At 44.8% G+C, this 26,609-nt stretch carries 29 protein-coding genes and 3 tRNA genes; 5 read left to right on the forward strand and 27 right to left on the reverse strand.

The window, feature by feature from the left end:
* Nucleotides 1–6 precede the first annotated feature (6 nt).
* The 5 genes from BN1360_RS21960 to BN1360_RS21975 all read right to left on the reverse strand — a co-directional run bounded on the left by BN1360_RS21960 (nucleotide 7) and on the right by BN1360_RS21975 (nucleotide 2,305).
* A complete protein-coding gene (locus tag BN1360_RS21960) occupies nucleotides 7–480 on the reverse strand; it encodes an ASCH domain-containing protein (RefSeq protein WP_068781996.1) in 474 nt (157 codons plus the stop codon).
* 591 nt (nucleotides 481–1,071) lie between these two features.
* Nucleotides 1,072–1,170: a YjcZ family sporulation protein gene (locus tag BN1360_RS26080; RefSeq protein WP_218653033.1), complete on the reverse strand. Its 99-nt coding sequence runs from the start codon at nucleotides 1,168–1,170 to the stop codon at nucleotides 1,072–1,074.
* Between the two features lie 246 nt (nucleotides 1,171–1,416).
* Nucleotides 1,417–1,482: transfer RNA gene (locus tag BN1360_RS21965), tRNA-Met, on the reverse strand.
* 198 nt (nucleotides 1,483–1,680) lie between these two features.
* Nucleotides 1,681–2,010, reverse strand: coding sequence for a YolD-like family protein (locus BN1360_RS21970; protein ID WP_068781997.1), 330 nt, complete (start codon nucleotides 2,008–2,010; stop codon nucleotides 1,681–1,683).
* 13 nt (nucleotides 2,011–2,023) lie between these two features.
* Nucleotides 2,024–2,305 (reverse strand): hypothetical protein, encoded by a 282-nt coding sequence (locus tag BN1360_RS21975; RefSeq protein WP_068781998.1) that lies wholly within the window; start codon nucleotides 2,303–2,305, stop codon nucleotides 2,024–2,026.
* Nucleotides 2,306–2,515: 210 nt separating this feature from the next.
* Here BN1360_RS21975 and BN1360_RS26085 point away from each other — a divergent pair, with 210 nt between their 5' ends.
* Nucleotides 2,516–3,307 carry a hypothetical protein gene (locus tag BN1360_RS26085; RefSeq protein ID WP_068781999.1) on the forward strand — a complete coding sequence of 264 codons (792 nt, stop codon included), beginning with the start codon at nucleotides 2,516–2,518 and terminating at the stop codon, nucleotides 3,305–3,307.
* Nucleotides 3,308–3,453: 146 nt separating this feature from the next.
* On the opposite strand, the gene BN1360_RS21985 is transcribed toward BN1360_RS26085, so the two are convergent.
* The 13 genes from BN1360_RS21985 to BN1360_RS22045 all read right to left on the reverse strand — a co-directional run bounded on the left by BN1360_RS21985 (nucleotide 3,454) and on the right by BN1360_RS22045 (nucleotide 13,129).
* Nucleotides 3,454–3,624: a phage holin gene (locus BN1360_RS21985; protein ID WP_157259359.1), complete on the reverse strand. Its 171-nt coding sequence runs from the start codon at nucleotides 3,622–3,624 to the stop codon at nucleotides 3,454–3,456.
* On the reverse strand, nucleotides 3,617–4,249 hold the full coding sequence (locus BN1360_RS21990) for a lysozyme (RefSeq protein ID WP_068782000.1): 633 nt from the start codon (nucleotides 4,247–4,249) through the stop codon (nucleotides 3,617–3,619). Before BN1360_RS21990 ends, BN1360_RS21985 begins: the two co-directional genes overlap by 8 nt.
* On the reverse strand, nucleotides 4,246–4,515 hold the full coding sequence (locus BN1360_RS21995; RefSeq protein ID WP_068782001.1) for a phage holin family protein: 270 nt from the start codon (nucleotides 4,513–4,515) through the stop codon (nucleotides 4,246–4,248). Before BN1360_RS21995 ends, BN1360_RS21990 begins: the two co-directional genes overlap by 4 nt.
* A 14-nt stretch (nucleotides 4,516–4,529) precedes the next feature.
* Entirely contained in the window at nucleotides 4,530–4,814 is a 285-nt protein-coding gene (locus tag BN1360_RS22000) for a hemolysin XhlA family protein (protein ID WP_068782002.1), read from the reverse strand.
* 74 nt (nucleotides 4,815–4,888) lie between these two features.
* Complete coding sequence (locus tag BN1360_RS22005; protein ID WP_068782003.1) at nucleotides 4,889–5,113, reverse strand: hypothetical protein; 225 nt, start codon at nucleotides 5,111–5,113, stop codon at nucleotides 4,889–4,891.
* 98 nt (nucleotides 5,114–5,211) lie between these two features.
* Nucleotides 5,212–5,610: a YjcQ family protein gene (locus tag BN1360_RS22010; RefSeq protein ID WP_068782004.1), complete on the reverse strand. Its 399-nt coding sequence runs from the start codon at nucleotides 5,608–5,610 to the stop codon at nucleotides 5,212–5,214.
* Between the two features lie 288 nt (nucleotides 5,611–5,898).
* On the reverse strand, nucleotides 5,899–6,459 hold the full coding sequence (locus BN1360_RS22015; protein ID WP_068782005.1) for a stalk domain-containing protein: 561 nt from the start codon (nucleotides 6,457–6,459) through the stop codon (nucleotides 5,899–5,901).
* A gap of 41 nt (nucleotides 6,460–6,500) precedes the next feature.
* Nucleotides 6,501–8,654, reverse strand: coding sequence for a phage tail protein (locus BN1360_RS22020; RefSeq protein ID WP_068782006.1), 2,154 nt, complete (start codon nucleotides 8,652–8,654; stop codon nucleotides 6,501–6,503).
* A 19-nt stretch (nucleotides 8,655–8,673) separates the two neighbouring features.
* Nucleotides 8,674–9,207: a phage distal tail protein gene (locus tag BN1360_RS22025; RefSeq protein WP_068782007.1), complete on the reverse strand. Its 534-nt coding sequence runs from the start codon at nucleotides 9,205–9,207 to the stop codon at nucleotides 8,674–8,676.
* 41 nt (nucleotides 9,208–9,248) lie between these two features.
* A complete protein-coding gene (locus BN1360_RS22030; protein WP_082790168.1) occupies nucleotides 9,249–9,392 on the reverse strand; it encodes an XkdX family protein in 144 nt (47 codons plus the stop codon).
* Nucleotides 9,385–10,077: a hypothetical protein gene (locus BN1360_RS22035; RefSeq protein WP_195714293.1), complete on the reverse strand. Its 693-nt coding sequence runs from the start codon at nucleotides 10,075–10,077 to the stop codon at nucleotides 9,385–9,387. The genes BN1360_RS22030 and BN1360_RS22035 overlap by 8 nt, the downstream gene beginning before the upstream one ends.
* 12 nt (nucleotides 10,078–10,089) lie before the next feature.
* Entirely contained in the window at nucleotides 10,090–12,501 is a 2,412-nt protein-coding gene (locus BN1360_RS22040; RefSeq protein WP_068782009.1) for a phage tail protein, read from the reverse strand.
* 277 nt (nucleotides 12,502–12,778) lie between these two features.
* The gene (locus BN1360_RS22045; protein WP_068782010.1) at nucleotides 12,779–13,129 is read right to left on the reverse strand and encodes a hypothetical protein; all 351 of its coding nucleotides are present in this window, start codon (nucleotides 13,127–13,129) and stop codon (nucleotides 12,779–12,781) included.
* A gap of 14 nt (nucleotides 13,130–13,143) precedes the next feature.
* On the opposite strand from BN1360_RS22045, the gene BN1360_RS22050 reads away from it, so the two are divergent.
* The 3 genes from BN1360_RS22050 (at nucleotide 13,144) to BN1360_RS22060 (ending at nucleotide 15,086) form a co-directional block, all read left to right on the forward strand.
* A complete protein-coding gene (locus tag BN1360_RS22050; RefSeq protein ID WP_068782011.1) occupies nucleotides 13,144–13,590 on the forward strand; it encodes a hypothetical protein in 447 nt (148 codons plus the stop codon).
* A 91-nt stretch (nucleotides 13,591–13,681) separates the two neighbouring features.
* Nucleotides 13,682–14,308: an ImmA/IrrE family metallo-endopeptidase gene (locus BN1360_RS22055; protein WP_068782012.1), complete on the forward strand. Its 627-nt coding sequence runs from the start codon at nucleotides 13,682–13,684 to the stop codon at nucleotides 14,306–14,308.
* Nucleotides 14,309–14,330: 22 nt separating this feature from the next.
* Nucleotides 14,331–15,086: a tyrosine-type recombinase/integrase gene (locus BN1360_RS22060; protein ID WP_229521074.1), complete on the forward strand. Its 756-nt coding sequence runs from the start codon at nucleotides 14,331–14,333 to the stop codon at nucleotides 15,084–15,086.
* A 300-nt stretch (nucleotides 15,087–15,386) separates the two neighbouring features.
* Here BN1360_RS22060 and BN1360_RS22065 read toward each other — a convergent pair.
* From BN1360_RS22065 to BN1360_RS22100, 8 genes are all read right to left on the reverse strand, one after another.
* Nucleotides 15,387–15,460, reverse strand: a tRNA-Ile gene (locus BN1360_RS22065).
* 25 nt (nucleotides 15,461–15,485) lie between these two features.
* Nucleotides 15,486–15,559, reverse strand: a tRNA-Met gene (locus BN1360_RS22070).
* Between the two features lie 128 nt (nucleotides 15,560–15,687).
* On the reverse strand, nucleotides 15,688–15,852 hold the full coding sequence (locus tag BN1360_RS22075) for a hypothetical protein (protein ID WP_179015995.1): 165 nt from the start codon (nucleotides 15,850–15,852) through the stop codon (nucleotides 15,688–15,690).
* A gap of 105 nt (nucleotides 15,853–15,957) precedes the next feature.
* Nucleotides 15,958–17,478, reverse strand: a complete 1,521-nt coding sequence (locus tag BN1360_RS22080) for an ABC transporter substrate-binding protein (protein ID WP_068782013.1) — start codon at nucleotides 17,476–17,478, stop codon at nucleotides 15,958–15,960.
* On the reverse strand, nucleotides 17,475–18,371 hold the full coding sequence (locus BN1360_RS22085) for an ABC transporter ATP-binding protein (protein WP_068782519.1): 897 nt from the start codon (nucleotides 18,369–18,371) through the stop codon (nucleotides 17,475–17,477). The genes BN1360_RS22080 and BN1360_RS22085 overlap by 4 nt, the downstream gene beginning before the upstream one ends.
* Before the next feature lie 10 nt (nucleotides 18,372–18,381).
* Nucleotides 18,382–21,294, reverse strand: coding sequence for an ABC transporter permease (locus tag BN1360_RS22090; protein WP_068782014.1), 2,913 nt, complete (start codon nucleotides 21,292–21,294; stop codon nucleotides 18,382–18,384).
* Nucleotides 21,294–22,397: a permuted SH3 domain-containing protein gene (locus tag BN1360_RS22095; protein WP_068782015.1), complete on the reverse strand. Its 1,104-nt coding sequence runs from the start codon at nucleotides 22,395–22,397 to the stop codon at nucleotides 21,294–21,296. Before BN1360_RS22095 ends, BN1360_RS22090 begins: the two co-directional genes overlap by 1 nt.
* On the reverse strand, nucleotides 22,360–23,274 hold the full coding sequence (locus BN1360_RS22100) for an ABC transporter ATP-binding protein (protein ID WP_229521075.1): 915 nt from the start codon (nucleotides 23,272–23,274) through the stop codon (nucleotides 22,360–22,362). The genes BN1360_RS22095 and BN1360_RS22100 overlap by 38 nt, the downstream gene beginning before the upstream one ends.
* A gap of 472 nt (nucleotides 23,275–23,746) precedes the next feature.
* Between BN1360_RS22100 and BN1360_RS22105 the strand changes: the two genes are divergently transcribed.
* Nucleotides 23,747–25,333 carry an S-layer homology domain-containing protein gene (locus BN1360_RS22105; RefSeq protein ID WP_068782016.1) on the forward strand — a complete coding sequence of 529 codons (1,587 nt, stop codon included), beginning with the start codon at nucleotides 23,747–23,749 and terminating at the stop codon, nucleotides 25,331–25,333.
* Between the two features lie 69 nt (nucleotides 25,334–25,402).
* Here BN1360_RS22105 and BN1360_RS22110 read toward each other — a convergent pair whose 3' ends face one another.
* Entirely contained in the window at nucleotides 25,403–26,464 is a 1,062-nt protein-coding gene (locus BN1360_RS22110; RefSeq protein WP_068782017.1) for a hypothetical protein, read from the reverse strand.
* Nucleotides 26,465–26,609 lie beyond the last annotated feature (145 nt).

Here is a 26,609-nt window from a genome sequence, read left to right on the forward strand (position 1 = left end):
GAATAATTATTTCGACCAGGTATGCTGCACTTCATCCATTTTCAATAGCTGATTATCCGGAAGGTTCCAGAGCCCAAGTCTCCCTGTTGCAGACAGCGGTCTCTCTAACAATCTCATACCGCCTATTTTCCAGGCAAATCTCCCTTCAGTGTAGTCCCCGAAGGCATATTCCGTTCCCTCCACGATATAGCTGTCATCTCCCAGGATTGCCGCAGTTCCCAGATCCGTTCCAACATAATGGCATTGTTCCAGTCTTCCCACCGCAATCACCGCTCCAAGCGGCAATTGTTCCGTGCTATACCCATGCCTTTGAAGAACAGAACGATAAGGCTCCAGTTGACAGATTGTCTTATCTATCGCTTTTCCTGCGTGAATGGCCAGTTCCCCCCTGTATTCCGTCTTCCAGCTGCGGGTCTCAAACTGCTTCTCCCCCAGAGCCACCAGGGTCGCCCATGGCTGCCTGATCGTGATTACCTTCATAAAGAACCCCCTGTTATTTGCTGATATTATGGACTCATTGATGTAGATATAGATAGACAAACATACAGTCATTCAGTAGTTACACGCGTATAATGATGTGAACCTAAAACAAAGGAGCTGAAGAAAAATGTCAGAATGCCATAACAAATGTCCAGAACAAACCGTATTTGACCCGCCAGCTGCAGTGTATCAAGATTACTTCCATCCACAAGTGGTAAACGTAGTGCATCCCGTTGAAATCATCAGACGACATCATTGTGTACCCGTGCCAAACCATCAATTCTGCTATTCTGTAAAAGACGTGTTTTGCGGCGGACCTGAAGTGAGAGGCAAAAAGCGCGGCCGTTAATCACACCTTCATACAGCAACATCTACAATAATAGCTATACCAAATACGAATTCCCTTTGTTCCATCAAATAATGCCTTGTATTCCATGATGTAAGTAAGCCAGGTCTCTCTGCTCGGAGGCCTGGCTTTGTTCGCCTATTAATATACCACAACAACCTATTGGCTGAAATAAATAAAGCCCTCAGTTCATTTCGTTGAACTGAGGGAGTTGAATCTTATACATTAGTCCTTAAAGCATTCCATTAATAAATGAATGCTCTGGAAATAATAACAAGCAAAATGAAGAGAACCAAAATAGCCCCCGTTGAACCCCATAATCCGCCGCCAACCACTTCACTCATGTGTGATTCCTCCTTTTATATAGAGTACACACTATCCTATTCTATTTTATCGAAAAAGATTGGACACCTTTCCCTCATTAATAGTCTATTTTAGGTGATGCTTGTACTGCAAGATATTCATCCACTGCGCCAAGCACTATCGCCGCTAGCACAGGCGTTAGCAACAAGCTATCAAATCCTAAAATCTAGGATTCTATCTCCTATAAACAGCAAAAAACCCTTGCATAGCAAGGGTTCTCGCATAAATGGGCCCTGAGGGACTCGAACCCCCGACCAATCGGTTATGAGCCGACCGCTCTAACCAACTGAGCTGAGGCAAACGTTTTTATGTGTTATTGTCCGTTTAATAAATCCATTGTCAACAGCTTTTATGAACGATTTGTTTTTACCTGTTATTATAAGTTGGTTAGCAAATGTGTTAGCAAATATTATGGTAAGAGATCCTACAAACCAGTATCAAAACATTACATTTCCTATAAGCATAATCAATAAATTTTCTATTTTCAATCCTTAATATACGTTCAAAATATCTCCAATCCGGATCCATTGCCATTCATCCCGATTTATAGCCAACTTTATCTCTCTACGATAAGTATGAATAGCTGTTACTATGCCTTCGAATTCAACATCGTCAAATTCACCAAATAAGCGAAGTGTAATTCGTTTGTGCTGATGAAAAGATTCTGACAGCATCAGCTGAATTTGCTCCAGCTCCTGAGCATCCAGGATCGGCCTTGTCTTCTTTGTTGCCTCCCGGCCTTGGCGCGCCATCGCTTCCTTGTGTTCAGGTAGTATAAAACTTCGCTCCCATATCCCACCGTCATCAAGTAACCCTGCCATACACACCGCCCCCTTAATACTTAGTCCAATAGTCAATGTTGCTTGATATCGTCGGCTTTGGTGTAGGCAATGATGTATCCCGCTCCCACCCCTCCAGAATCACAATGGTATCAAGTCGTGGGTTATCCGGCCAGAAAATATAATGTTGCTGCACCAACACATCCAGAGCGGATTTAATATCCTCGTATCGTCGGCCTGTCGTGCACTCTAATTCAGGCTTTGTCGGCATACGGTGCCTCTGTGATGAGAAGTTGAGTAGAATACGAAGCACTTTTCGTTCGAGATCACTTAACATGATATTATCTCCATATAGGAACATATGTTTGTATTATATGCCTGTTATAAGACTTTTATCAATATGAAAAAAAGACCACTCTTATTGAGTGAATCTTTACAAATTCATATTCCACAACATTAAATCACATATATAGGCATTATTGTTTAGACAATCCATGGATTTATTTGTATTCTTGTTTATGCAAATAACAAATGAAGGAGAATACATATGAAGAAATTATTATTACCGGTGTTCCTTACTATCCTATTAACATTATCTCTTATTCCAACTTCCTATGCGGCAAATGAAACTGAGGACATCATTTCTTATTTAAGTGGTAAAACTATAAAAACTGGGTCAAGCTCAACAAACTACTTGGGATCAACTACAGCAGTAACAGATGGTAATCATCAAACATGGCATAATATTAAAGCTGGAGTTAGTAATACCGCTATTCCAGACTACCTGATATATGAATTTGAGGCTCCCGTCAGTATAAACGCTTTTAAGATTTTCATTAAGGATTACGACAATCAAGTTTTCACATATAGATTACTTGATAATAAAGAGAACGTTATCTATTCAGTAGAAGGTGAAATCATTCCAGGAGATGATGGTATCTATTCTCTACCTTCAACCTATGATAATGTAAAAAAAGTTGTTTTATTTAATAGAAGCACAGTTAACTTAGATGTTATTGAATGGGATATGTATTTAAAACAAATGATTACTGAGCCAGATCCAGAACCTGAGCCAAACGGTGACCGCGCAATTCTTACGATCATCATGACAACTGGTCTACAAAAAGAATTCGACCTTTCGATGCAAGAAGTGAACGACTTTATTGACTGGTACGATGCCAAAGAAAACGGCGTAGGACCTGCAAGATACGGTATAGACAAGCATAATAACAATAAAGGTCCGTTTAGCAAAAGAGTTGACTATGTAGTGTTCAAAAACATACTATCATTTGAAGTAGATGAGTATAGTACAGTTACCGCAGCTACTTACCTGCAATAAAAATAAAGAAGCCTACTAACTTTAATTGGTTGGTAGGCTTCTTTGCGCAGCGGCGCGTCCGCATACGCACTTACAATATATCACGGTTCCAGAATATTACAAGTTATACCCCTGACCGCCGGGCCTTGTTGGATTACTGATAATGCCTAAGTAGCAAGCAATCCAAGCAGCACATCCGTTACAGCCAAGATATCATTCTTCATTACTTCGGTTAAGTCAAACAGCCCTGTCAAATGCCCAAGAAGTTGAAGCAAGAGCAGCACCTGGGATACGATACTAACCCATAAAGCATAGTTTCTCCATCTCTTCTTATTCATTGCCGATTGCCTCCTTGATATTTTTAACTACCCGATTGATCACGATTGCTGCCTCTTCCCGTGTGATCGGTGCTCCTGGTCTTGTCCCATCAAAATATCCGTTTTCCGTAGCTTCGTCCCAAGCTGCTGCGGCCCATGGGCTTACTTTGTTAATGTCCCGCTCTGCCATTTTTGGTTCCTCCTTAACTGCTGTATGAAATAACTCCTGTTCAGCTTTACGCCGCCTGACCAGTCCCGCCAGCACGTTACCACCAGCCTTGTTATACTTGGTCAGATTGTCCGCAATCTGTGCAATGCTGCGGCCCCTGCAAAGTGTCTGCAAGTTCCCAGCTCCGCAGTTATAACAGAAGCTGACCAATGCATCGAACTGATGTTGATTAAGCTGCGTGATCACAGGTACATATGCCGGATTGTTAACGTATGCCTCGTACTTAGGTAGGTCAGCAAGCAGCATGTTATCTGCCTGAGCCTGCGTAATGCTCATTCCTTGCTTAACATCAGGTCCATAATGCCCCCAACCAATCGTCCAATATGTTTCGGTAGGTACCGGCTTGTACGCCGTTAAGCGGCAGCCTTCAAAGTTTTGGATTAGTTTAATGCCTGTATTCGAGATTTTACGGTTCATGAATCCTCCCCCGCTTTCTTGGACTGTTTAACCAACTGATTACCGCACACCGCTATAGCGCCGCATAGGATGCCCTGTAAGACGCTTTGAGCAGTAAACCCTAGCAATACCACTGCAAACGCCACAGCGACCACAGTCACGCCGTAGATGATTGACCAGTCAGGCACTTTAGGCGTCTTCTTCAGCACAAGGCCGATAATCCAGCAAGCTACCACCACAATCAATAATTCCGGGTTAATAAACTCAAGTACTGCGTTCCATTCCATATTCGCTCATCTCCTTAAGATTTCGTGATAACCAGTCCAACCAATGCAACCAATACTAAACCGATAATAGTTGTAGACACCCAAAAAATGATTTTGTCGATACCATCAAGTCGTTTGTGCGCTGACTTTGATTTATCTAATGCTTCCTTTGCCACGTCATCCGATCTATCCAACTTTTCAACAAGACGATTCACGCTCGCCGCCATATCTGTAATCGCCTTGGTACTGTTTTCTTGCATAGCTTCAAGCCTTCCTACCTTTACGCTAATATCATTAAGAGCGGCTTGTTCCGATCCCACACCCCATCACCCCCTAGATAATAAATTTGCCCACCGGTATTCCGAGGGCTTAAGCTAAGGAAAATTTTCCTGAGCTACTCTTCACTCTCTTCACTTTTTGCAATCTCAGCTAGCTGTTTATCCTCTTCCGGTTCCAATCTTGATAATGCATCACCAATTTCTAAGTCCAAGCCTTCAAGTATTTGCTTCTGTTTTTCAACCGGATACGGCATCAGCACGGCATTAATCACTTGAAAAATTTCTTCTAATGGCCTTGTTGGGTCAATCTTAATATCTAATAAAGATGTTATTTGAGCCAATTTGTTCGCCTCCATTTTTTGGATAACACAAAAAGAGAACACTCCCAAAACGAGAATGTTCTCTAGTTATATTGTAGGTTGTTAATACTGCTAAGTTACTACGGATATTTTTTAATCATTTCCGTAAGCACCCTTGCTCCAAAATCTTTAAACTGATCCCATCCCCACCTTCCTACTTTTTCTATAACTCTTTTAACTTTCATTTCTCCAGACAATTCCTTTTCAATCTCTAGCTTGCTTTCAACATAATCTATTCCTAATCTTGTCATTCGGCAATTAACCAGGTTAATATGAATAGGAACTAGTCCTTGTCCACCATGTGTAACGATTAAATCTGTTATAAAACCTTCGTTGAACAATTTGTCTACAGCGACTTTGAAAACATCATACTCTAACCCAATATCAGTATGTCTAATTGAAGACATGTTAGGTATATCCTTTTGATATTCGAGATATAAAGATATTAACACTTTTTGTTTAGCATCAAGTTCTGACACTTACATCCCTCCCTACTCTATGTTTCGAGTTGGAGGAAATAAACCCCTTTTATTTCTGATTATTTCTTAAAGCAGCTAGGTGTGTATCTCGTTTGCGAAAATGATAGTGTCTAAATTCATTATGATAATATAACCAAAACCTGTGCCAAAAAATTTTAAGAGTCATACACGATCAACCTCCAAACAGGTCATGTTTTATATCCTTCCACGAAATAGAAAAAGCCCTCCAAATGAGGGCTTTCCTTACTTAAAGTGTAACGCTGTTTAAATACTTGATTACTACGTATTTTACTTTTCAAGTGCTTGTAGTGCTTCTTCTACTAAACGTAGTTCTTCGGTGTATTTGGCAATGTCATCATCATATTGCTTGAGTTGCTTATTTTTTTCTGTAAGATCAGGATTGTCCCACAGTTTTTTTAGGGTTTCGATCTCGGATAATATTTTATCCCGCCCAGCTATTGTTGGAGCAAGAATATCATTTTTAAGACTATCTCTTTGCTTCTCAAGTGATGCCTTGGAGTCTCCAATATACTTGTTAGATGCAGTTTCGTTTCCGACATTTAAATCCTGATCTTCATTTGTTTCAGTGGTAATATTAATCACCTTCTTTTTGTTGTCCACATCCAATTTGCCACCTATAGCGTCACTAATAGCTCTTACAGGAGCATTTGTTTTACCATCAATAACTGAGCCTTTGTCAGATAGTTCTTTTCCATTAATAATTACTGTATATTCACCGGTTACCTTTTGACCTACCAGGCTTTTTACTTGAGCAGCTAAAGCGCTGCCTGATGTCATTAACATTGCCCCAATAACAACACCACTCAACAAATATCCCCATTTCTTCAAGTCTATCATCCCCCGTTGGTATATTTACCCTTTATATTACCTTACGGAGTTGATGTGGTAAAGGTTCCGCCACCAGTATTCTGAAGGTTAGCCGAGTTCCCGTGGTTGTGATGGGCCGTTGTGACGGTGTGTCTGTGACTGTTAATTAAGGAGCGTAGAGAATTCAATTCTGATTGAAGCCCCGATATATCCGAGATAGATAGATTCAGCCCTGTTACGGATGTCCCTGGAGAAAAAGCGACATTGCCTTGTAAATAAATAGCACTGCCACCAGCCCCCAATCGTAGATTTCTATTAGCATAAACATAACCATCCCGATTGAAGAAAACTTGTGCATCTTCAACCATATCTTGAATAGCGAAAACAAGGGTATTTCCTGATATGCCGGAATACATCTCAAGGTCTGCATAATCAGATTTTAACTCCAATCTTTTTCTACCTGGTTGACTTGTTCGGATTGTAGCTCCGATAACGACCCCACCAATAACCTCTCCACCTTCAAAAGATGAAGCGATTGTTCTTCCTCTAATTTCTGCGCTATTAGCTATCATATGACCTGATGTACTTACTGTAAATACCCCGTTGCCTACATTGATTGAAGAACCTACAATGGCCCCATTATTGAAATTGGAACTATTGATTTGCGCTGAATTTGCTGTAAGCTTATTAGCTACTAAATTCCCCTTCATATCAACTCTAAATGGAGCTAAATTGAAGTCAGCGTGACCGGCAGCTATTCCATGCGTATTGATTTGGGTAACATCGTTTTCTTTGCCAATCAGCATAGAAACGAAATTACCAAACTGACCTGTTACCGTTTCTGCTAATACGCCTTTGGCCGTGATTGCAGCCCTAACCGTCTTCCAACCATCGGTTGAGATGCCGACTCCTTTTGATGTAAGCCGTACTTGCTCCAATGGATTTGTTTTCTCCTGAGCCAAAATTCCGCCCTCTGGAGGATATATAAGTTCCGTTTTACTGTTGTTGATATCTGCAATGACTTGCTTAGCGGTGGCTTCGAAGACTTCCGTCCGAATCTTACCGTTAGAGAACATATTGTCAACCAGATCCTTGCTCTTTTGTAGGTCGGCTATAATGTCTCCATAATCTCGTAGTTTGACATTAGAGATGGTTGGCTGGCTGTGTTTGTCTTTACTATACGGATATTCAATCAGTTCGGTTATTCGAGCCTTAAGCTTGTTCATATCCATTTTAGGATCGATACAGGTTACTACATCTCCTAAATTCGGCTTGAGTTCAGTTTTATCAATCTTGAAAAGATCAGCTGAAGATATGGTAGCTTCAAGTTCTGGCTGCTCCTGCTCCCGCAGCTTATCACGCATGGCTTCAAGGAGGTCTTCTGCCTTTTCAATATCCTGATTTATCAGTTCGCCATCATAGAAGGGAACGCTCTCACTGGCCCAATATGTGGCATATGGAGAGATTAGATAGTTAACCTCTAATTTTCCATTTACAATGGCTCCAGGTATTTGTGAAAGCAAGCCTCTTTCTTCATCCGTTAATTTGGATGCGTCCATTCCGATAAATGTACGTCCATCCTTCATTTGTCCGTATAGCTTCGTAACCAGCTTTTCACCCATGTCTTTAAACGAACTGCTGACAATATTTTTCTTAAGTCGGTATTGTAAGCCGCTGTCGGCTCCTATCTTCTTTTTAAGATGGATAACAAAGTTATCAGGTTCCACTTCGCATTCATACATCTTAATTACATCATTAAGAGCCTGTAGGCAGTCTCCGCGCCCCCAATCCTTAACGTCATGTAAGGCGAATGTATCGTGAATTTGGAACTTGAAACGTCCGCCTGTAGCCGCTGAGATTGAGTCAGTTAACGTAGTGATATGAACGCCGTATGCCTCATCAATGTAACTTGAATAAGGAAACTTAAAATCGTTGAGCTTGAACATGATGTGATTGCAATAGATATTCGCTGTTAGCTTTCTTCCCTCCCGGGAACGGCTTCGGGACTGAATGACATAAAATTGACCACGCTCATCTTGAACGTGGCCTTTGATTTGTATCTTTTCTTGATAATCTTCACTTGTCATCGGGACCATGAACGTTAATTCATAATCGCTATTAATACGTCTTCGGCGTTCGATGTCATATGCATCAATCAGTGTGCCTGTACGCCTCATATTTTTATCAAACACTTGCATAGTATCATTAGGCTGCATTAATAAGTCTCACCTCAATTCAATACAAGAACTTATCTCTGTGTGTAATACGGAACAAAATTTCTCTACCACTTGCCGGGTCCGTCCAGGTTAATCTATTTTCACCAAGGTTCAAATCAAAAAAATCACCTTCGTAGAGGTGAGATACATTGATACCATTTCTAGTGATCTTGAACTTGCCAGAGTCAATAATGATCTGATCCCCTGGCTTGAATACATCTGTAAACTCGATATAGTCAACGTGATAACGATTGGCATCCGCAATCATTCTGCCCTCGCCGGACATATGCACGCTTGGTCTGATCTCCCGTATAAAGGATGCTGAAACTCGCCCCTCGCCGCTCATTCTTTCAGGCTCCAAGGAGTATTCCCTGATATATTCACCCGTAGCTCGCCCTTCGCCCGACAAGTGAGCTGAAGCGTGCATATCCATTGAAGTAGCTGCTAAAGAAACCCTCCCTTCACCTGATAGGTGGGCCGATAGATCGACAATATTAACTTCATTTTCGGCTGGGGAGTTAAATGCAAGATTGTTAAATCCTCCACCAAACATATTCATTCACCTTCTTGCTAAGGAAAATTTTCCTGGGCTAATCATGCTTTATAATCCTTACCTGTGATAACCTTAAACTCTGCTGCTGTGATTACACCAAACTGTACATATAGCTTCAGTTGCACATCAGATACCCATTTCTTTTCGTAGAAGTATGACAGTCTTTCAAATTCACTATTAAACATTCGATTCGCCCCCTGTTCCCTTTGCTAATAGTCTTAGTTCAAGCGATGCCAACATTTGCCCAAGAACCTGATTCTGCATGTATAGATCAAGGATAGAAATATCCTTCTTGATCAGTTCGGCCCCTATTACATTGTTTTGCTGCTTCAAGTCCAAAGATGTTAAGTCTTGCTTTGTTTGTTCAGATCCTATCGTTGTAGTAATCTGCTGAAGTTCTATACCGTCCTGCTTCGTTTGTTTAAGACTTTCATCCATACTAATGATTGCTTCCTGATGACCGAATAGTTGAAGCTTCAAATCAGATACCTCCTCGCCCAGGAGATCCACTGGATCAGGCTCCTGTGGCTGCGGCTTGGTTAGTTCCTCGATCTCTTCCGCGCTCAGCCCTTCCACCCAATAATCGGATGGATCGGACAACTCGTCTTCTTTCCTCGACTCCCACGCCTCCAAATCAAAACGCGGCAAGTACAAGCCGGCAGGAACGGGGATGCCTACGGTATACCCGACAATCTCAGGTTCAACCTCTTCCTCCGGTTCGTCTGTCGCTTCGATATCGGTTTCAAGCGGCAACTCCGGTTCCAGCGCGGGCGGATCGGCATAAAAAGGGACGACACCGTAAAAGGCATCGTCCACTATCGTATCCTCCAAGTAGAGGCCGTCTATATTTACTTTAGGTACTGCTTTCAAATCCATCACTCCTTATATTTCTGCTGGGAACTGAATGCCATTAAGCGATAGCAGTGTATTGTCTCCGCTGTAAGCTCGAACCCTACCTGATTTGTCTATAATGATCACGCCTGTCGCTGCTCCGGAACGTACTACAAATGATATCTCCTCGGAAGGTCGGTATGCAGAAGGCAAGGCAAACACCATTCCATCGGCAGGTACATTACTAATCACTCCGCCTTTAATTAAACCTTTAAGCCATACATTACCTGCTTTGTCCTTTCCGTAGCCCACTTTAGCCTGCGCTCCGTAGTTTGTCCAGTTGTTTAGTAAAGTTGGAGTTATATATGATATAACGGGAATAGCAGCGTCTTTCTCCGCTTTCTTCTGCGTCAGCACCGATACACCGTGTAACGCTTCGGCTACTCCCGCCGTCAAATCGGATAGCTGCGCCTTTTCATTCACGGCTACGGTTCCGGTGATCGGGACGATAGGCGATTTGTCGAGTTTAAGATAGGTGACACTGTAGGCTGCGGATTGATCATAATTAGCCTGATCAACGTAAGCGTTGCCGCCACCATACCCATTCGCGTGATTTGTTCTTAAAACCCACGAGTTAGACTTTTTGTCGCTTTTGTAGACGGAAAGCAGTTCGTTGGACTTGTTAAGCAAATTAGATCCAGCAACGGCAGTATTGTTAATGTGATATGCTCCACCAGACAAAACAGGAATCGCCCGTTCCCGCAGCACAATCCCCGTACCTACTTCTACCACGTTATCGCCTTCGTGGAGTGTCAGGCATCCTTCATACGTGACTGGTTCGACAACCTCTTTGGCTAGGCGATATAAAAGGTTGTACGGTGTCCAGTTTGGAGCTTGAGCAGTTGGTAAAGTTCGCGTTTCACCCGTAAAGTCAACGCCAGTCACTCCGGTTTGTCCATCTTTACGATAGCACCATGCCTTTATCTCATCGGCAGCACCAGTATAAATAGACGCCCCGCTGGATGAATTCCAGTTAAACATCTTCCAACCGTTAAAATACGCCTTAATCTCGTCTACTGTCGGTGTGTAGGCGTCTCCCCATCCGCTGTAGGTGTTGGAAACGGAAATCCAAATAACACCTGGATTTACTCCGCCCATACCGCCAACGTTAAATATATCACTGGCAGGGAGTGGTGAACTAACTTTGTCTAAAGTAAGCGAAGCACCATCGTATTTAGTCATAAATGCTGCGAAATTTGAAGTGTCTTTTTGTGTAATTACCAACCGTATAATCTTATAGATCTTAGATGTTGTTGGTGAAAGAGCGGCTATTTCGATAATATCTGAAGTTAATACAACCTCTTTCCACTTCTCCAGCTTAAAATATTGCCCCTCACGCTCAAACAATACGTCAGGTTCGCTGCCGTCCGTTGGGTTAGCGTGTAACTCTGTCTGGAAGGCAAGCATAGAGTCTTCGCGCGGTACAAATGGTTTGGCTTCGGTGCCGAGTGTGAGCATCGGGTTATTAAAGGTAAACATTCCAGTAGAGGCAGCGTCTACGCCTATTAAAGTCCAGATTTTACGACTGTCGCTAGGGACGGTGAAAGTGCAATAAATGGTGTACGTCCCTGAGGTGTTTCTGTAATATGTTGTACCTGATAAATCCATATTTGAAGTCGTTCCGTTGCTATCCTCCGTAAAAATATTCAGGTACGTCCCGTATATGCCCGACGCAGTAAATACAGCGTCAACGTCCACGCTAAACGTAAATGCCCGATTTGTTGGCAAGGCCATAGTCGGACTGACTTTTGTTGCGAAGTCGGTGGCAGACGTTTTGACCAACTGCATCGCATACTTGCCCGAAACAGGGATAGAGAGTTGCGCGGACTCGTTCCACTCATAAAACGGCGGCAATAGATTCTCTCCATACCGTATTACATAGGGATTCTCTGCGCCGATGATGCCGATTCTGCCACTCCCGTTGATCTCCGATTTACCTTTGATAGACCCAAGATTAAATCGTGCATCCTTGGCCGTGCTGACTACCTGTAAGCCAGGTTGTAATGTGATCTCGTCTGTATCGGCTGTATTAAGGCGAGTTTCTAGTTCCTGTAATTCTTTTTTCACTTCTTCTACCGCTTCAGTTCCATTTATGACTATATCAGCGATAGCATCTTTTAACTCTTTTTGTACCGTAGCTGCCGCCGTATTTGCATCATCTGCTGCATTCTGTGCCTTCCGTGCCGCATCGGTTGCCGCCTTGACAGCCTTCGGCGTTGCCGCCCGATCTTCGGCTTCGCTGTCCGTTGCACTGGAGAGCTGCGTAATCCCAGCTTTGGTTAAAGATGCAGTTGGGATGTCAATATTGTCCAAATCCCCGCGCAACTTGTTTATTTCCTGCCCAATGTCGTTAAAGTCATCCGGCTTTACTACATCCGTTAGTTTCCAATCAGTTTTAGCCATGAATAAATACCTCCGCTTTTATAGTTCGCAATTAATCTTATCTCTGCTACATTTATTCTATAAAAGACATAGAGTTATCACTGGCCTTATTTCGGACAGTAAAAGGTCATTTGGAGGACAAGCATTCACTTTCCGCCTGCTTTTATCATTCTGTAATAGTTCTAATTTTCAGCACCCTTCGTTTTATTATTTTTATGCCCCCGGTATCCCGAGGGCATAAAAATAACCGCTACCTATACGGCGCGGATTCGTAAAACTCTTCATACTTTATATTTAATTATTCCCACGCCTCTATCGTGTACGATACCTTATCACCGATTAAGTAGTTTTGAATGCCAGCCATCTTCCCGTTTGACCACTTTATGTTGCCATACTGGATATTACTTAATCCTGCGCCACCGCCATAAGTTGTAAACCCGTTGTTATCAAACGCAACATATTGCGTACCAGGTGCTTTTATGAGCAATATACTTGCCTCAAACCCGAAATCAAAATTTACATAAGCGCTCTGACCAACACCAGAGCGGTATAAATACTTTTTGCCTGTATTAATCTGCCCTATCTTAATCGCCAACTGTGCCGGAGTATCGTTGACCGAAGCTGCAACGCCCTTATTTGTTAAAGACAAGAGTTGCAGATGTTATGAACATGGCGGTTGCCTATTTAACTGATGGCGGTGAGATGGACGGAAAAACAAACAAATATATCGTAGACCACTATGAACTTTTTCCTGCTGTAACCGCCGAATCAAAAAAGAATGCAGCCTCGCAAGTTGATGCAAGCATAACATCGAAACATCTTTTCAAAAATATTAAACCTTACATAGATAAAATGGTTGAAGTCAATGGTTATGTGGTGCAAATCCAAGAAGAAGAAATTGAAATTGGCACAGTAGCTGAAATTCACATCCTAGACGACAATGGTAATTCGATTATTGGCGAGTATATGAATTCTACTGGAGATATCCTTGATGGTGATGTCGTTACCATGAGAGGAGTTCCTACGATTCAATATTCATTTGATAACATAGGCGGTGGAACAACTAACGCAATCCTATTAACAGTATCCACTATTAAAAAAAGTCAATAACTCATAATGTAAATGATTAATTCTTAGCCGGAAACGGCTTTTCTTTTCGCTTTATAACCGAACACGCATTCCCCTACTGGAGGTTATCACCATGGTCAAACATTATCGAATGACTATTTTGGAAGAGTTTATAGAGCATACGTATGTAAGTGCCGGTATTACTTCCCCCGATCAGATTACCATTGATGAGCTGTCTACGCGGTTAAATGTATGGGTCCATTATGCAGAGATCGGCAGCCGAGCCCTAGAAGCTGTCAGCGGCATGTATAGCATGTTTATCGACAGCCGTTTACCCAAAGGCCAACAGCGTCTAGACTTCCTTCACGAGCTCTGCCACCTTCTCAGGCATGCCGGTAATCAAATGACTATGCCTGAATCGTACACCCAAATGCAAGAGCTCGAGGCCGAGCAGTTTGTTTTATATGCAGCTATGCCATCGTCAATGGTATTCCAGCTGACCCCAATCATGCCCACTATGGTAGATGCGATACCTTGCCTGGTTGATGTGTTTGACGTTCCGCCCGCTCTTGCAGTCAAGCGCATAGAGCAAATTAAACGAAGAATAATAGATGGCTACCGTCAAAGCAAACGGAGTGAACAGAAGAATCGTAGCCATGAGCCTGCCTGGTCACGCGAAACTAAAAGGGTCCTGCAGCAGTTGGATCGTCAATTAGTCGCAAAGGGATTGCCTGGTTACCAAGATCATGGTCTCATATAAATTTTAGGAGGATTAACAACTCATGAAAGGACACGTATACCAAAGAGGAAAAACCTATACTTATGTAATCGACTTGCCTTCGGATTCGTTAACTAGTGGGCGCCGTCAAAAATCTAAAGGTGGGTTTAAAACAGAAAAGGAAACCTGCTCAGCATGTCACATCAAAATTGCTGAAATCGAAAAAGGGACTCATGTTGATGATTCAAAAATTACAGTAAAGGAATATCTCGAAGAATATCTAGAAACACATGCTGAACCAAACTTCAAACCAACATCGTATGGTACAGAGAAAACCATTATAGAAGCGCGTATCATACCCGTACTCGGGAAAATAAAACTACAAGCACTTACGCCACGTACTATTAAATCCTTCTATGCAGAACTAAGAAAAAAATATTCTAAGGAATATGTAAAGGGAATTCACGGTGTTCTAAAACGTGCCATGAGACTGGCATATAGCGAATCTGGGCTATTGTCAGAAGACATTATGAGCAAAGTATCTATGCGAAGTAAAGTAAATGCTAACGAGCAAAAAGAAATACAATTCTGGACCGTTGAAGAGTTTACTCATTTTCTAAAATCATCAAGGCACCACGTACATTACATCGTCTTTTCGCTGGCCATATACACTGGAATGCGCCGGGGAGAAATACTAGGACTACGTTGGCGAGATATTGATTTTGATAATAGAGAGCTCAAGGTTATCCAAACAGTAAACTGGACACGCTCAGGCCTCGTTGTACAGCGTCAAAGACTGTTGACTCCATCCGTAGGGTAAAACTATTTCAAGCTGTCATAGACGACCTACAGGAGCCGAACGTCTTGGGATGACTCCTGCAATGTTTAACGAACGCTACTCACATTTACTTCCGACGATGCAAGACGAAGCTGTCGATCGGATTGAAGCTGAACTAAATAAATACTCCGAAAAACCACTCGAACCTGTGAATAATTAGGCTGCCGTTAGCAAATGCGTTAGCAAACTCAAATCCCCGCTCTATTCTACCCCTGAAATCTACTAATCTATTATGCCTATAAACAGCAAAAAACCCTTGCATAGCAAGGGTTCTCGCATAAATGGGCCCTGAGGGACTCGAACCCCCGACCAATCGGTTATGAGCCGACCGCTCTAACCAACTGAGCTAAGGGCCCTTGCGACAAATGACTAAAATAAGTATTGCGGGGGCAGGATTTGAACCTACGACCTTCGGGTTATGAGCCCGACGAGCTACCGGACTGCTCCACCCCGCGACAATAAATAGCGACAAGTAATAATATACATGAGTATGCCATAGTTTGTCAAGTGTTACTTTAAGGGATTGTGTAAACCTTTGCTCTTATCTATAGAAATGAAACGGATAATCGTCTCGGATAAAATTTCAAGGAATGAACCTGACGCCGTACTTTCCACGCTTGGAGCGGAAGATTTCAATTTCATTCATGCGATCAAAGCCGTAAATCCAGCCATCTTGTTCTAATCTCTTTGCCAGGCAGCCGGCTTGAAATTTCGTACGATACAACTTATTGAAATACACCCAATGCATTCATAATCTCCTCCATACAGATTTGATTCATCGCTATATAGATTACCCAGAATTGTACAAAAAAAGCCGCCGAAATAATTTCCAGCGACTTTTTTTATAATTCAATTATCCTCTACTCGATAATCCAGCAGCTGCATCCACATTATCTTCAGGAATAAAAGGCGTGCCGTCTTCCTGGAATTCGGTCTTAGGATTAAGCTTGATCTCCTGCAGCATTTTGTTCCCCTTCTCCGACCATTCCTTCAGGGCTTCTGATGCTGACTTCTTCTTATCTAATACCTCTTGGAAATAATTTCGGCCGATATTTTCAACGTAATACAATCCTCGCTTCTCCTGCTTCAGCTTATCATCCTTCGGATTTGTCGGAGGTACCGGCTTGATATTATAGAAGGCCCCGATATTATAAGATTGACCCTGCCGTGGTTGGATATAAGACTTCCGGGCAACCATCTCATACGAATTGCTCCGTGACTTCAGCTTCGCCCAGTCTTCACCGGCAATGAACTTAATATAGTCCCAGGCCGATTCCGGATTAGGCGCATTGGTGTTAATCGCAAACGTATTGTTAAGATAAATGTTGCCGCCAATATCCGGCTTCTCCGGATGTGTCGGAAGCGTTACTACATCCCAATCAACTGGCGTGTAATCCTTGATCTTGGCTGCATTCGTATTGGCGTCAGCAATATCGTTAATATAATAGCTCTCGGCGATCATCATCGCGACTTTGCCAGATAAGAACAAATCATTGGATATCGGAGTCCATTTCTCATCATAGTTGACATTATTGTTATTGGGGATAACTTCTTCTTTAACAAGGTTGCTGATCGTATCCCATGCTTTAATCCACTGCGGCGAATCCACCGTCATGGTCTCAGCCTTTTCATCATACAACCTTAGCTGCAGCGGAGCCATGTAGGTATATTGCATATCCCAGAATGGATCATTGCCCAAATAACGATTGAAAGAGAATCCATAGACGCGATCCTTGCCTGAACCCTTCGCCACTCTCTTCGCCAAATTAAATACATCGTCCCAAGTCATTTTATCCGTCGGAGGCTCAACCCCGGCATCGGATAACAGCTTCTTGTTATAGAACAATGCCGATGAAGAGAATGAAGGAGTTAACGCATAAAGATTTCCCTCTCCCAAATCCTTAATGCCATCGATGACGGCTGGAACAAAATCACTTGTATCAAATTTGTCCTCCTGGACTAATGGGTCAAGCTGCTTCAGCATATTTTCCTGGATCAATTGCTTTAGCACACTAACGTCTGCAACGACGACATCAACGGGATTGCTGCCGGTCATAATTTTCTTCATGCCGTCCATGTAATCCGGCTCTTTATAAGGCTCTGATCCATCATTATAACGCCAATCGCTCTGATTAATAGCAGGCACTATTTCGATCTTTACATTTTTTCTGTCAAATTCATAAATATCTGTGTACTGTTGACGGAAATAAGAGTCATCCATATTGCCGCCATACAGGACGCCGATGCGGAGTACTTTCTCTTGGTTGCTATCCGGAGCCTTTGCTCCGCTGCATCCAGCAAGCATTCCCAGGGCCATTGTGGCCGCCAGGGATACTGTCATCATTTTACGCATTTTTCCGTTCTTAAGCTTCATGCGTTCTCCTCCTCTAATGATTTCGGCGCCGTAATCACAATCTTGTCACCATCAAACTCCATGCTGGCTCTCCCCTGAATCCCGACCGCTTCAAGATATTCCTTAGGAACCTGCAATCTCCCAACCCGATCGACAACCACAAATGCTTCGTGTACTTCCTGAAGCCCGCCTTGATGGAAACCACCGTTCTCCATCGTTGCCAGATCCAGATTCGGATTACGCTTGAGAAACTCTGTACTCGTTAAACCGTCGCGAATGGCAACAACCCGGTCAACCTTGCCGGCCAGCGTTAAATCATGCGTAACGATAACGATCGTAATTCCAAGTTCACGATTCACATTGCGGAAAATATTCATGATCTGGTCAGCGGTTGCCGTATCAACCGAGCCGGTCGGCTCATCCGCCAATAGCAGCTTGGGGCGATTCGATAGCGAGATGGCGATGGCTACGCGCTGCTGCTCTCCGCCGGAGAGCTGATGCAGCTTGCTGTGCATGCGATCCTTCAGACCGACCCATTCAAGCAGCTGCTTGGCATAGACCCGATCCAGCTTGCCGCTTAACAGCATCGGCATTTCTACATTCTCCAAAGCAGATAGATACGGAAGCAGGTTGCGTCCGTTGTTCTGCCATACAAAGCCAACGGTGTTCCGCTTGTATTCTACCAGCTGATCGTCGCGAATCTTCAGCAAATCCCAGCCGCCTACATTCACTTGACCCGCGGAAGGGCGGTCAAGACCGCCCAGCATATTCAGCAGAGTTGATTTGCCGCTGCCGCTATTGCCGATAATCGCCATCATCTCACCCTGATTTACCGTCAGGTTCAAGCCCTGCAAAGCGACAACTTCGATATCCTCCGATTTAAAGATTTTAACGAGTCCTTCACAATAGATCATTTCGTTCATATTACCGCTCCTCTCCCATCTTGACTGCCTGATGTACACGCAAGCGGCGGATCTGCCATAGCAGAAGTCCGGCACCGAGCAGCAGCATAACTAGAACGACAACATATAACTGCATCGTATCCGAGGAATTGAAAATAATTCTGAACGGAGGAACCTGTGAAGTGACATTGTCCGCCGTCTGCAAGAACGGCAGATACAACTTACCGGCCACTTTGCCGATCACGATCCCAAGCACGATCGATAACCCTGCGGTTAGCAGCTGCTCCGCCAGCAGCATAAGCGTCAGCTGTCTGCGCGATAAGCCCATGGCCCGCAAAATACCAAATTGTACAACCCGGCTTGATAAGTTAAAGAACCAATACATCACATAACCGATTAAGGATACGATTACCGAGACCAGGAAGCCCATACTCAAAATCCCGAATACCCCGCCTCGGGTAGGATGTTTCTTCTGCGTCGCCAGCTCGCTGCGCACATCCTTGACCGAATAAAGATCGATATTCTCGCTGGTCAGCTTCGTGACGATCGGCCCAACCTTGGCATCCGGCTTCATCTTGAGCCACACTTCATAAGGAAGAATCTTGGCCTGGTCATAAATATAATCCAGGTTAGCAATGAGGAACGGAGATTCATCCGGATACATACTAGGCCAGTACGGCAAAATTCCGTACACAATAAAATCTACAGATCGCTCCGCTAAAGACACCGTAATAATGTCACCGGGCTTCAGCTGATACTTCTCCGCCAGATTGGACGGAACAAGCGCAGCGCTCTCGTTCATCCCGAGTAAATTCAAATATTGATGCGGAGCCGCCGGGAACAAGTCATCGCGGAACCAGGCCACCTGATAGAAATCAGCGTTATCAATCCCCATAATGTTCCCTTGGCCTGCTGAACGTCCAGAGATGATAAGATTGCCCTTGGTCTGCAGTACCCTGGCCGCATGCTCTACACCTTCCAGCTTGCGAAATACTTCAAACGGCGGTTCGATATAATTCATCTTGGTCGGCTTATTGCCTTGACCATTCCCAGGCCCTCCCCCCGGGTTCCCCCCGCCAGGATTGCCTCCTCCCGGATTACCGCCGCCTGGGTTGCCTCCACCACCGGTACCTCCCTGTCCTTGGCCTGTTGGCGGTTTGGTGGGCGTTTCAGGCGTCTCTTCCCACACGGTTTGCATGATAACGTCCGCCCCATATTTATATAGCGTACGCTCCGTCGAGTTCAGATCAATCGTGCGAGCGGCAGAAGCATTATATACACCCAGCCCTAATGTTAGAACCAGCAAAATCATCAGCGGATAATAGGAAGAGGCTGAACGTGACAGCTGGGTTAGACTTAAATAATATGGAACCGGCAGCCACTTCTTGCCAATCCAACCGATCAGCTTAAGAATCCACGGGAAAATCCGCAGGAAAAACAGCCCGATCGAGAAAATAGCCAGCGCCGGAACGAAGAACAAGAAAGGTTGCACCTGCAGCTCATCCGTCGTCATCCCCGTCTGGAACGTTAACATTTGGCGCTCATAAAACAGGTAATAGCCGTATCCGGCGACCCCCATCAGCACAATATCCAGACACCAGCGCTGCCAGGTCGGCATGCGATCGTTGCGAGCCTGTTTGCGCTTCGCATTGACAATGGAGGCGCGAGCATAAGATACCGCTGGAAGCACCGTAGCCAGGATCGCGATAAGAACCGCCAATCCTCCAAGAAGCAGCGCATCCGCATTGAACCCAACAGGGATGGACTTCCGATTGACAAAGGTCAGGAAGCCGTCCGCGGAACCGATGCTCTTTGACATAAACCAGCCGAGCAAGGGGCCGAATATCATAGCAGCCGCACCTAACATAATCCCTTCCAGCAAATAAATGAATATAATCTGCTTGGTAGATGCCCCCCGACTGCGCAGCACAGCGATATCGCTCTGCTGTTTATCCAAGGACTGCTTAGCATTCATCACAATATAGTAGAAGACCATGGCGATCATCGGGGCAGCCAGCGTGAAGAGCAAGGTCTGCATCTGCAGGCTCTGCTTCCGGAAATCATTTAACAAATCACCAAAAGAGAGATCCACCTTCGTATCCTTCAGCTTCTGATATAGCTCCACGTTCAATCGGTCAAGCGTGGTCGATAATGGCGACAGTTGACTCGTCTTGATCTCACGTAGATCAAAAGCATAATACCAGCTGGAACCATGAATCGGAATCGATAATTTCTTAAGAAGAGCCTCATTAAATACTTTTTCATTAACATAGAAGCTGTTCATCATTCCTTCGAACCCTTGATACCAATAAGGATCCGTCTCATCTGTCGGCTGGAATGTACCGACAATCTTAACCTTCAGAACGATACCCGCACCGCCGGAGACGGGATATTCCATCACATCGCCGACATGAAGATCCTGCCGATACATCGCTTCTTCCAGCATCAGTGCTTCCAGAACATTTCCGTCATAGCTATCGGAAGTAATATTGCCGCCCGACACCGAGATATGATCCTGCAAGCCGCTCATGGAATTGATCGACATCGTCCGCATGCGGCTCGCATCGACCTTCGTCGGGTCCTGCGGATATACCTCCGCGCTTCTCAAAGAACGGGCATTCACATAAGCCTTGAACGGAAAATTAATTTCCCCCGGAACTTCCTCAGCAATATACTTATTAACAGCTTCAAGTCCTGCCAAGTCTGTCTTCGCCCCTCCGGCTGCCTGATAGCTCATAATCAGAGAACCGGCCGGAAGACCTTCACTTTGTTCCTTCAGGGTATTAGAAACAACGCGCTTAAGCGCTCCGTCGGAATACATCGGTATGCTTACCGTAAAGGAGACCGCCACGATCAAACCGATCAAGGTGCTCAGCGTTAACCATTTCGTGTTCCACATTTTACGGAATAGCAAACGTAACATCGGCACTCCCATTAACGACCCACTACTTTCTGTCCAGGTGTGAGGCCTTTAAGAATCTCAATATCCGTAGAGGTCTGCATGCCTACTTCTACATCGACTTCACGCTTGGAGCCATCCGCTTCAACAACCTGCACATAAGTACGAGAGCCGATGGTGCGGAGGGCGGATATCGGAATGAGTGTTGCCTTCTCCTTACGATTGGTTACGACTTTGACACTTAGCTGGCGTCCTCTCTCCAGATCCTTTGGCCATTTATCCAGCTCGACAATCAGATATTTATCGATGGAGTCCTTTTCCGGCGCGCCATTATTGCCATTGTTCCCGTTGTTTCCATTATTCGACGAATCCGTAGGAGCCGGCATCGCCTTGATTTTTCCATTGATGACGCCTATCGCGTTAATATCAACTTCGGCTTTCATGCCAACAGCCAACTTCTGAAGTTCCTCCTTGCCAAAGGAAGCAGCGACAACGAGGGAAGAAGTATCCGAAATCACACCTAACGAATCATAGGCTTTAATCGTTCCCCCCTTCTGAGCGTTAATCGAGACAATCGTGCCTGAGAAAGGAGCCGTTAACGATCCGTCGGCAATTTTCTGCTCCAGGTCGACCAATTCCTGACGTTGTTCTTCAAATACAATAGAAGCCTTCTCGAATTCAATATCATCCATTTCATCCTTCTTCCGCAGCGTTTCCTTCATCGTTAATTCCTGCTGGCGGAAATCCAGACGTTTCTTGCGCAGTTCCTTCTCCATATCTTTAACTTCAAGCTCGATCAGGACATCGCCTTTTTTGACTTTATCTCCGGCCTTGACCAGGACATTTTTAATATGAAGTCCATCCTCAGTAAAATAGAGCGGTTCTTCACGCTGGCTCATAATTTTGCCGACAGCGCTCACGGACTGCTCAATCGGTTCCGAACGAACCTCATATTCCGGTTTCTTTGAAATTGTAGGCGGGGTAATGACCGGCAGTACTTCTTCCTCATCTTCATTAGGAAGCAATGAGCACCCCGTTGATAGAAGAAGCGCAGTGCAAATGGACAAAAGCCCCAGCGATCTGATTACCCTCCCCTTTCTTTTAGTTAATGAATCTTCCATCCACCATTTCATAGACATGGTCTGCTACCTCCAAAATTGTTGGGTCATGTGTTGTCATGCATATTGTCACTTGTTCTGTATGTATTATATTTTTGAATACGGCCATAACCTGAGCACCCATCTGTGTATCCAGGTTCGCCGTGGGTTCGTCCGCCAGCAGCAGCTTCGGACGGTGTGCTATCGCCTTGGCAATCGCCACACGTTGTTGCTCCCCGCCGGACATCTCGAACGGTCTATGAAACATCCGTTTGCCGAGTCCGACTAATTCCAGGCAGTGGGTGACGCGTGCTTTCCACTCACTGGAGGGTACATTTGCCATCCGCAGCGATAATTCGACATTCTCCCAAGCGGATAGAAGCGGAAGCAGGGCATAAGCCTGAAAGATAAAGCCAATTCGATCCCTGCGCAGCTTCGTACGCTCATTATCGCTTAAGGAATGCAAAGGATGATCCTGAAAAAATATCTCGCCAGAAGAAGGCTGGTCCAGCCCTCCCAGCATATTGAGCAGCGTCGTTTTACCTGAACCGGATCTGCCTTTCAGCATAACGAGCTGGCCGCTGCGAACCTCCATATTGATCCCTTTAAGCACATGAAGTTCACCCCCTCCAACAGGAAAGGAGCGGTGAACGTCTTTAACCGTCAGAATCGGCCCCTTAGGCTCTTCTACCTGTTCTTGGTGAACAGAAGAAGGGTCTGCCGGGGCATGTTCCTGCTCTGATTCAGCTGCAATAGTCGCAGCTTGCTCCGTTGCAGCCTCGCCTGAAAGAACAACATGTTCATCTGCCGAAGCCTCTGGAGCGGGTTGCTCTTCCGTATTGTCCGCTGCCACAGCGTCTACGACTTCTTCCCCGCCGGGTTCAGAGGATTTTACTGGTTTGCGAAGCCATCGCATCATCTTGTATCGGTCTCCTATATTGATCTATTTTTGTGATTTAACGTCAGGGGATAACGCCTCGTTCCGCCGCTTGGCCCAGTTATCCCATACGTTATGCATTATAAACGAAAACACATGGCAAAAAGTTACAAGATTTTTTACTAAAATGAGATATATTTAGGCATAAGTTTCATAAGTTTTTTTCATCTAACGAAATTGCAGATCGTGATTTTCCTAAATCCGGCGGCGAATGAATTCCAATGAAACCATATTGTGATGCGGAAAAAATATAGACTTTAACCCCTCAATTCGAGACAAGGATGTTCCCCCTTTCGTTTAAATATGAAAAAGCCATCTTGCTTAAATAGCGATGCCTCGTCACCTTAGAGAGACTATATGCCTCTATTGCCAAAATTTAAATGCTGATAGACCGCTTCTTTTCTGATAGTATAGCAGAGGTTTCTATTATCTACCGGAAAAGAGGATTTACAAAATGAAAATTACTAGACTCACTCTTCTCCTGCTCATTTGCCTGTTCATGGTAGAACCACTTACGTTTGCCAAGGGCGACGCGCTGACGTTCCAGGATATTGACCAGAGCTATGCCAAGGAAGCCATTCTCTATCTACACGAGAAAAACATAATGAACGGCACAAGCGCCGGGCACTTCTCACCGCGACAAGTGATGACCCGTGCTGAATTCGCCACCACACTTGTTCGCCTGCTACATATGGAGCCGGTTACTCCGGCCGTACCAACCTATACAGATGTGAAGAAGCAAGCCTGGTATTATGAAACCATCCAGGCTGCTAGCGAGCTTGGCCTCGTTACCGGGAACGGAAATGGCACATTCTCTCCGGCACAATCAATCACCAGACAGGAAGCGGCAGCCCTGCTTATACGCGCCTTGAAGGAACAAACGGGAGCCTATGGACTTAGCGGTTTTAAAGACCGTTCCTCTATCGCCGAATGGGCGCAACCCTACGTGGCCACTGCAGCAGGGCTTGGCCTAATGGAAGGTAGCGATGGGGCATTCCACCCTAAGCAAGCACTGACCCGGCAGGAAGCGGCCATGCTGCTGTACCGAGTCCTCCAGAATGAAAAGTGGCAGCAAATCATTCATTCGAAAGTCCCCGCTTCGATCCAGCTTGGCTGGCAATACGGTCAGACTACGGAAGAATATGAGCGCTCGATTAGCAAGTCCAACATTAATGTTCTCTCGCCCCGCTGGTTCTTCCTTAACCAGGACGGTTCGATGGCGAGTCATGTTGATACCTCTCTGATCAGCTGGGCAAAACAGAACAACAAACAGATATGGGCGATGGTCGGCAATCGCTCTCTGCAAGAGAACACGCATGCGATGCTGAGCTCAAAGCAGGAGGCCACAAATTTCATTGCCCAGCTTAAGGCGGCTGTTGTGAATTACGGCTTGGAAGGCATCAATCTTGATTTTGAAAATGTAGCTCCGCAGGACCGGGAAGCAATGACCGCTTTCACGTCCGAACTGGCAATGCAATTGCACAGCATTGGCGCCAAGCTGTCTGTCAACGTCTCCCCGGATTGGAATACAGACTGGACGGAAGCTTTTGATTACGCCAGCCTGGGCAGCAGCGCAGACTACATCGTTCTGATGGGCTATGACGAGCATTGGTCGGGGTCGCCTATCCCTGGATCTGTGTCCTCCCTGCCTTGGCTGGAGCATGGGCTTGATACCTTATTGAAGAAGGTCCCTGCTGCCAAGGTCATTCTGGCAGTGCCGCTGTACAACCGGGATTGGACCGTCAACAGCAAGAACGGAGGAGTTACATCGGAGGATGTAACACTAACGGAGCAGAATACACGGATTCAGAAGTACGGTGCCGGGTTAAATTGGAAAGAGGATTTGGGACAGTATAAGGCGGTTTATCAGGCCAATGGGATTGCCCATCAGCTATGGCTAGAGGAGACCCGTTCACTTTCTCAGAAATATAAAATGGCTTCAGAGCGGGGAATCGCTGGATTTGCCTACTGGCATATCGGCGGAGAATTTCCGGCGATATGGCCAAGCCTGCGCAATATGGCTAAATATATGGCGCAATAAACACCATAATAGGGTACAAATAAAAAACAGTGTGATCCGCGAATTAACCGCTAAATCACACTGTTTATTTTATTGAAGGCTATTGGCAATTTCCACCAGCTTATCAGTATCATACAATGGGACGAGCTTGCTACCATCCGTTTTATAGGATAGCAAGCTATACGTATACCCGTCATGCCGCCAGTAAATGGCACTGAATCCGTCATTTCCTTGAATCCAGGCGCGAGCACCATTCTCAAGCTTAGGCCCCTTCTTCCCTTCCGGTTCGGAAGTTACCTTCGAATTGGACTGCCCTAGCACCAGCTGTATTCCCAGCTGTTCATTGGCATACACCATCTGATATAAATCGAAGGGGGCGGCAATCTTGTTTACGGCGCGATGAGTTGCCTCAAAAGGCAGCTTGGGCAGCAGCAAGGGGAATACAGCTTCGCGGATCGTCTGCTGAAAGGCCTCGTCGCTTGCTGAATCCGATGCCCATTGGCTCTCTGTCCCCTTCCACTTCGCCACGCCATCTGTAATTAACAATCCAGAGTCAGCAGCTCCACCCTTAACATCATTAGCAACAGAAGCCGCCACTGATGATTGGTTTGCATACGCCACCACGGTTCCTTGGTCCGATAATTGGATCACCGTTCCCGATCCAACCCTGGAATGAGGCTTCTGCACTTCACTTAGCAAAAATTGCCCGGTGTAATTTTTAGTCTTGCCATTCACTTTATATGTCACGATAACATCTATGGGATCATCCTTGCTGATATTAGTCCCCTTGAATACATTATTGGTAGACATGAGAGTCCGTCCGCCTGCCGCATCAGGTAAGGTGAAGGGGTCATTCGCCTGACTGACCGACGTTATCATCCGACCGCCAAGATGTAAGCCATAGCTGACTCCTTCAAAGCTTTTCTCGTCCCCATTTCGCTCCAGATACTGATCCCCGACGTAAATCGAATCCGGATATACGACCAACTCCACATTTTTTATAAATAAATCATCCGTCGCCACATCGAAGCTAAAAAGCTTAGGCTCCTGATTAAGCTCAGTTAATCGATAAGATAAAAAAGCTACCGTTATAACAAATACCACATTAAGCACAATTGAGCCTATAAACACCGCTCGTCTCTGCTTTGCCAAGTTAACTTCACCCCTCTCACTGATAAAGATACCATAATTTAGGCGGGTACTCTAATGACAAATCAGATATGGATGGGATGACGATATCCCTCTTCAAGCTATGGATCTCGATGATATTTGTAGAAAGAGCCATATCCCGCCCTAT

This window comes from Paenibacillus sp. GM2 (assembly GCF_900069005.2).
Taxonomy (GTDB): Bacteria; Bacillota; Bacilli; order Paenibacillales; family Paenibacillaceae; genus Fontibacillus.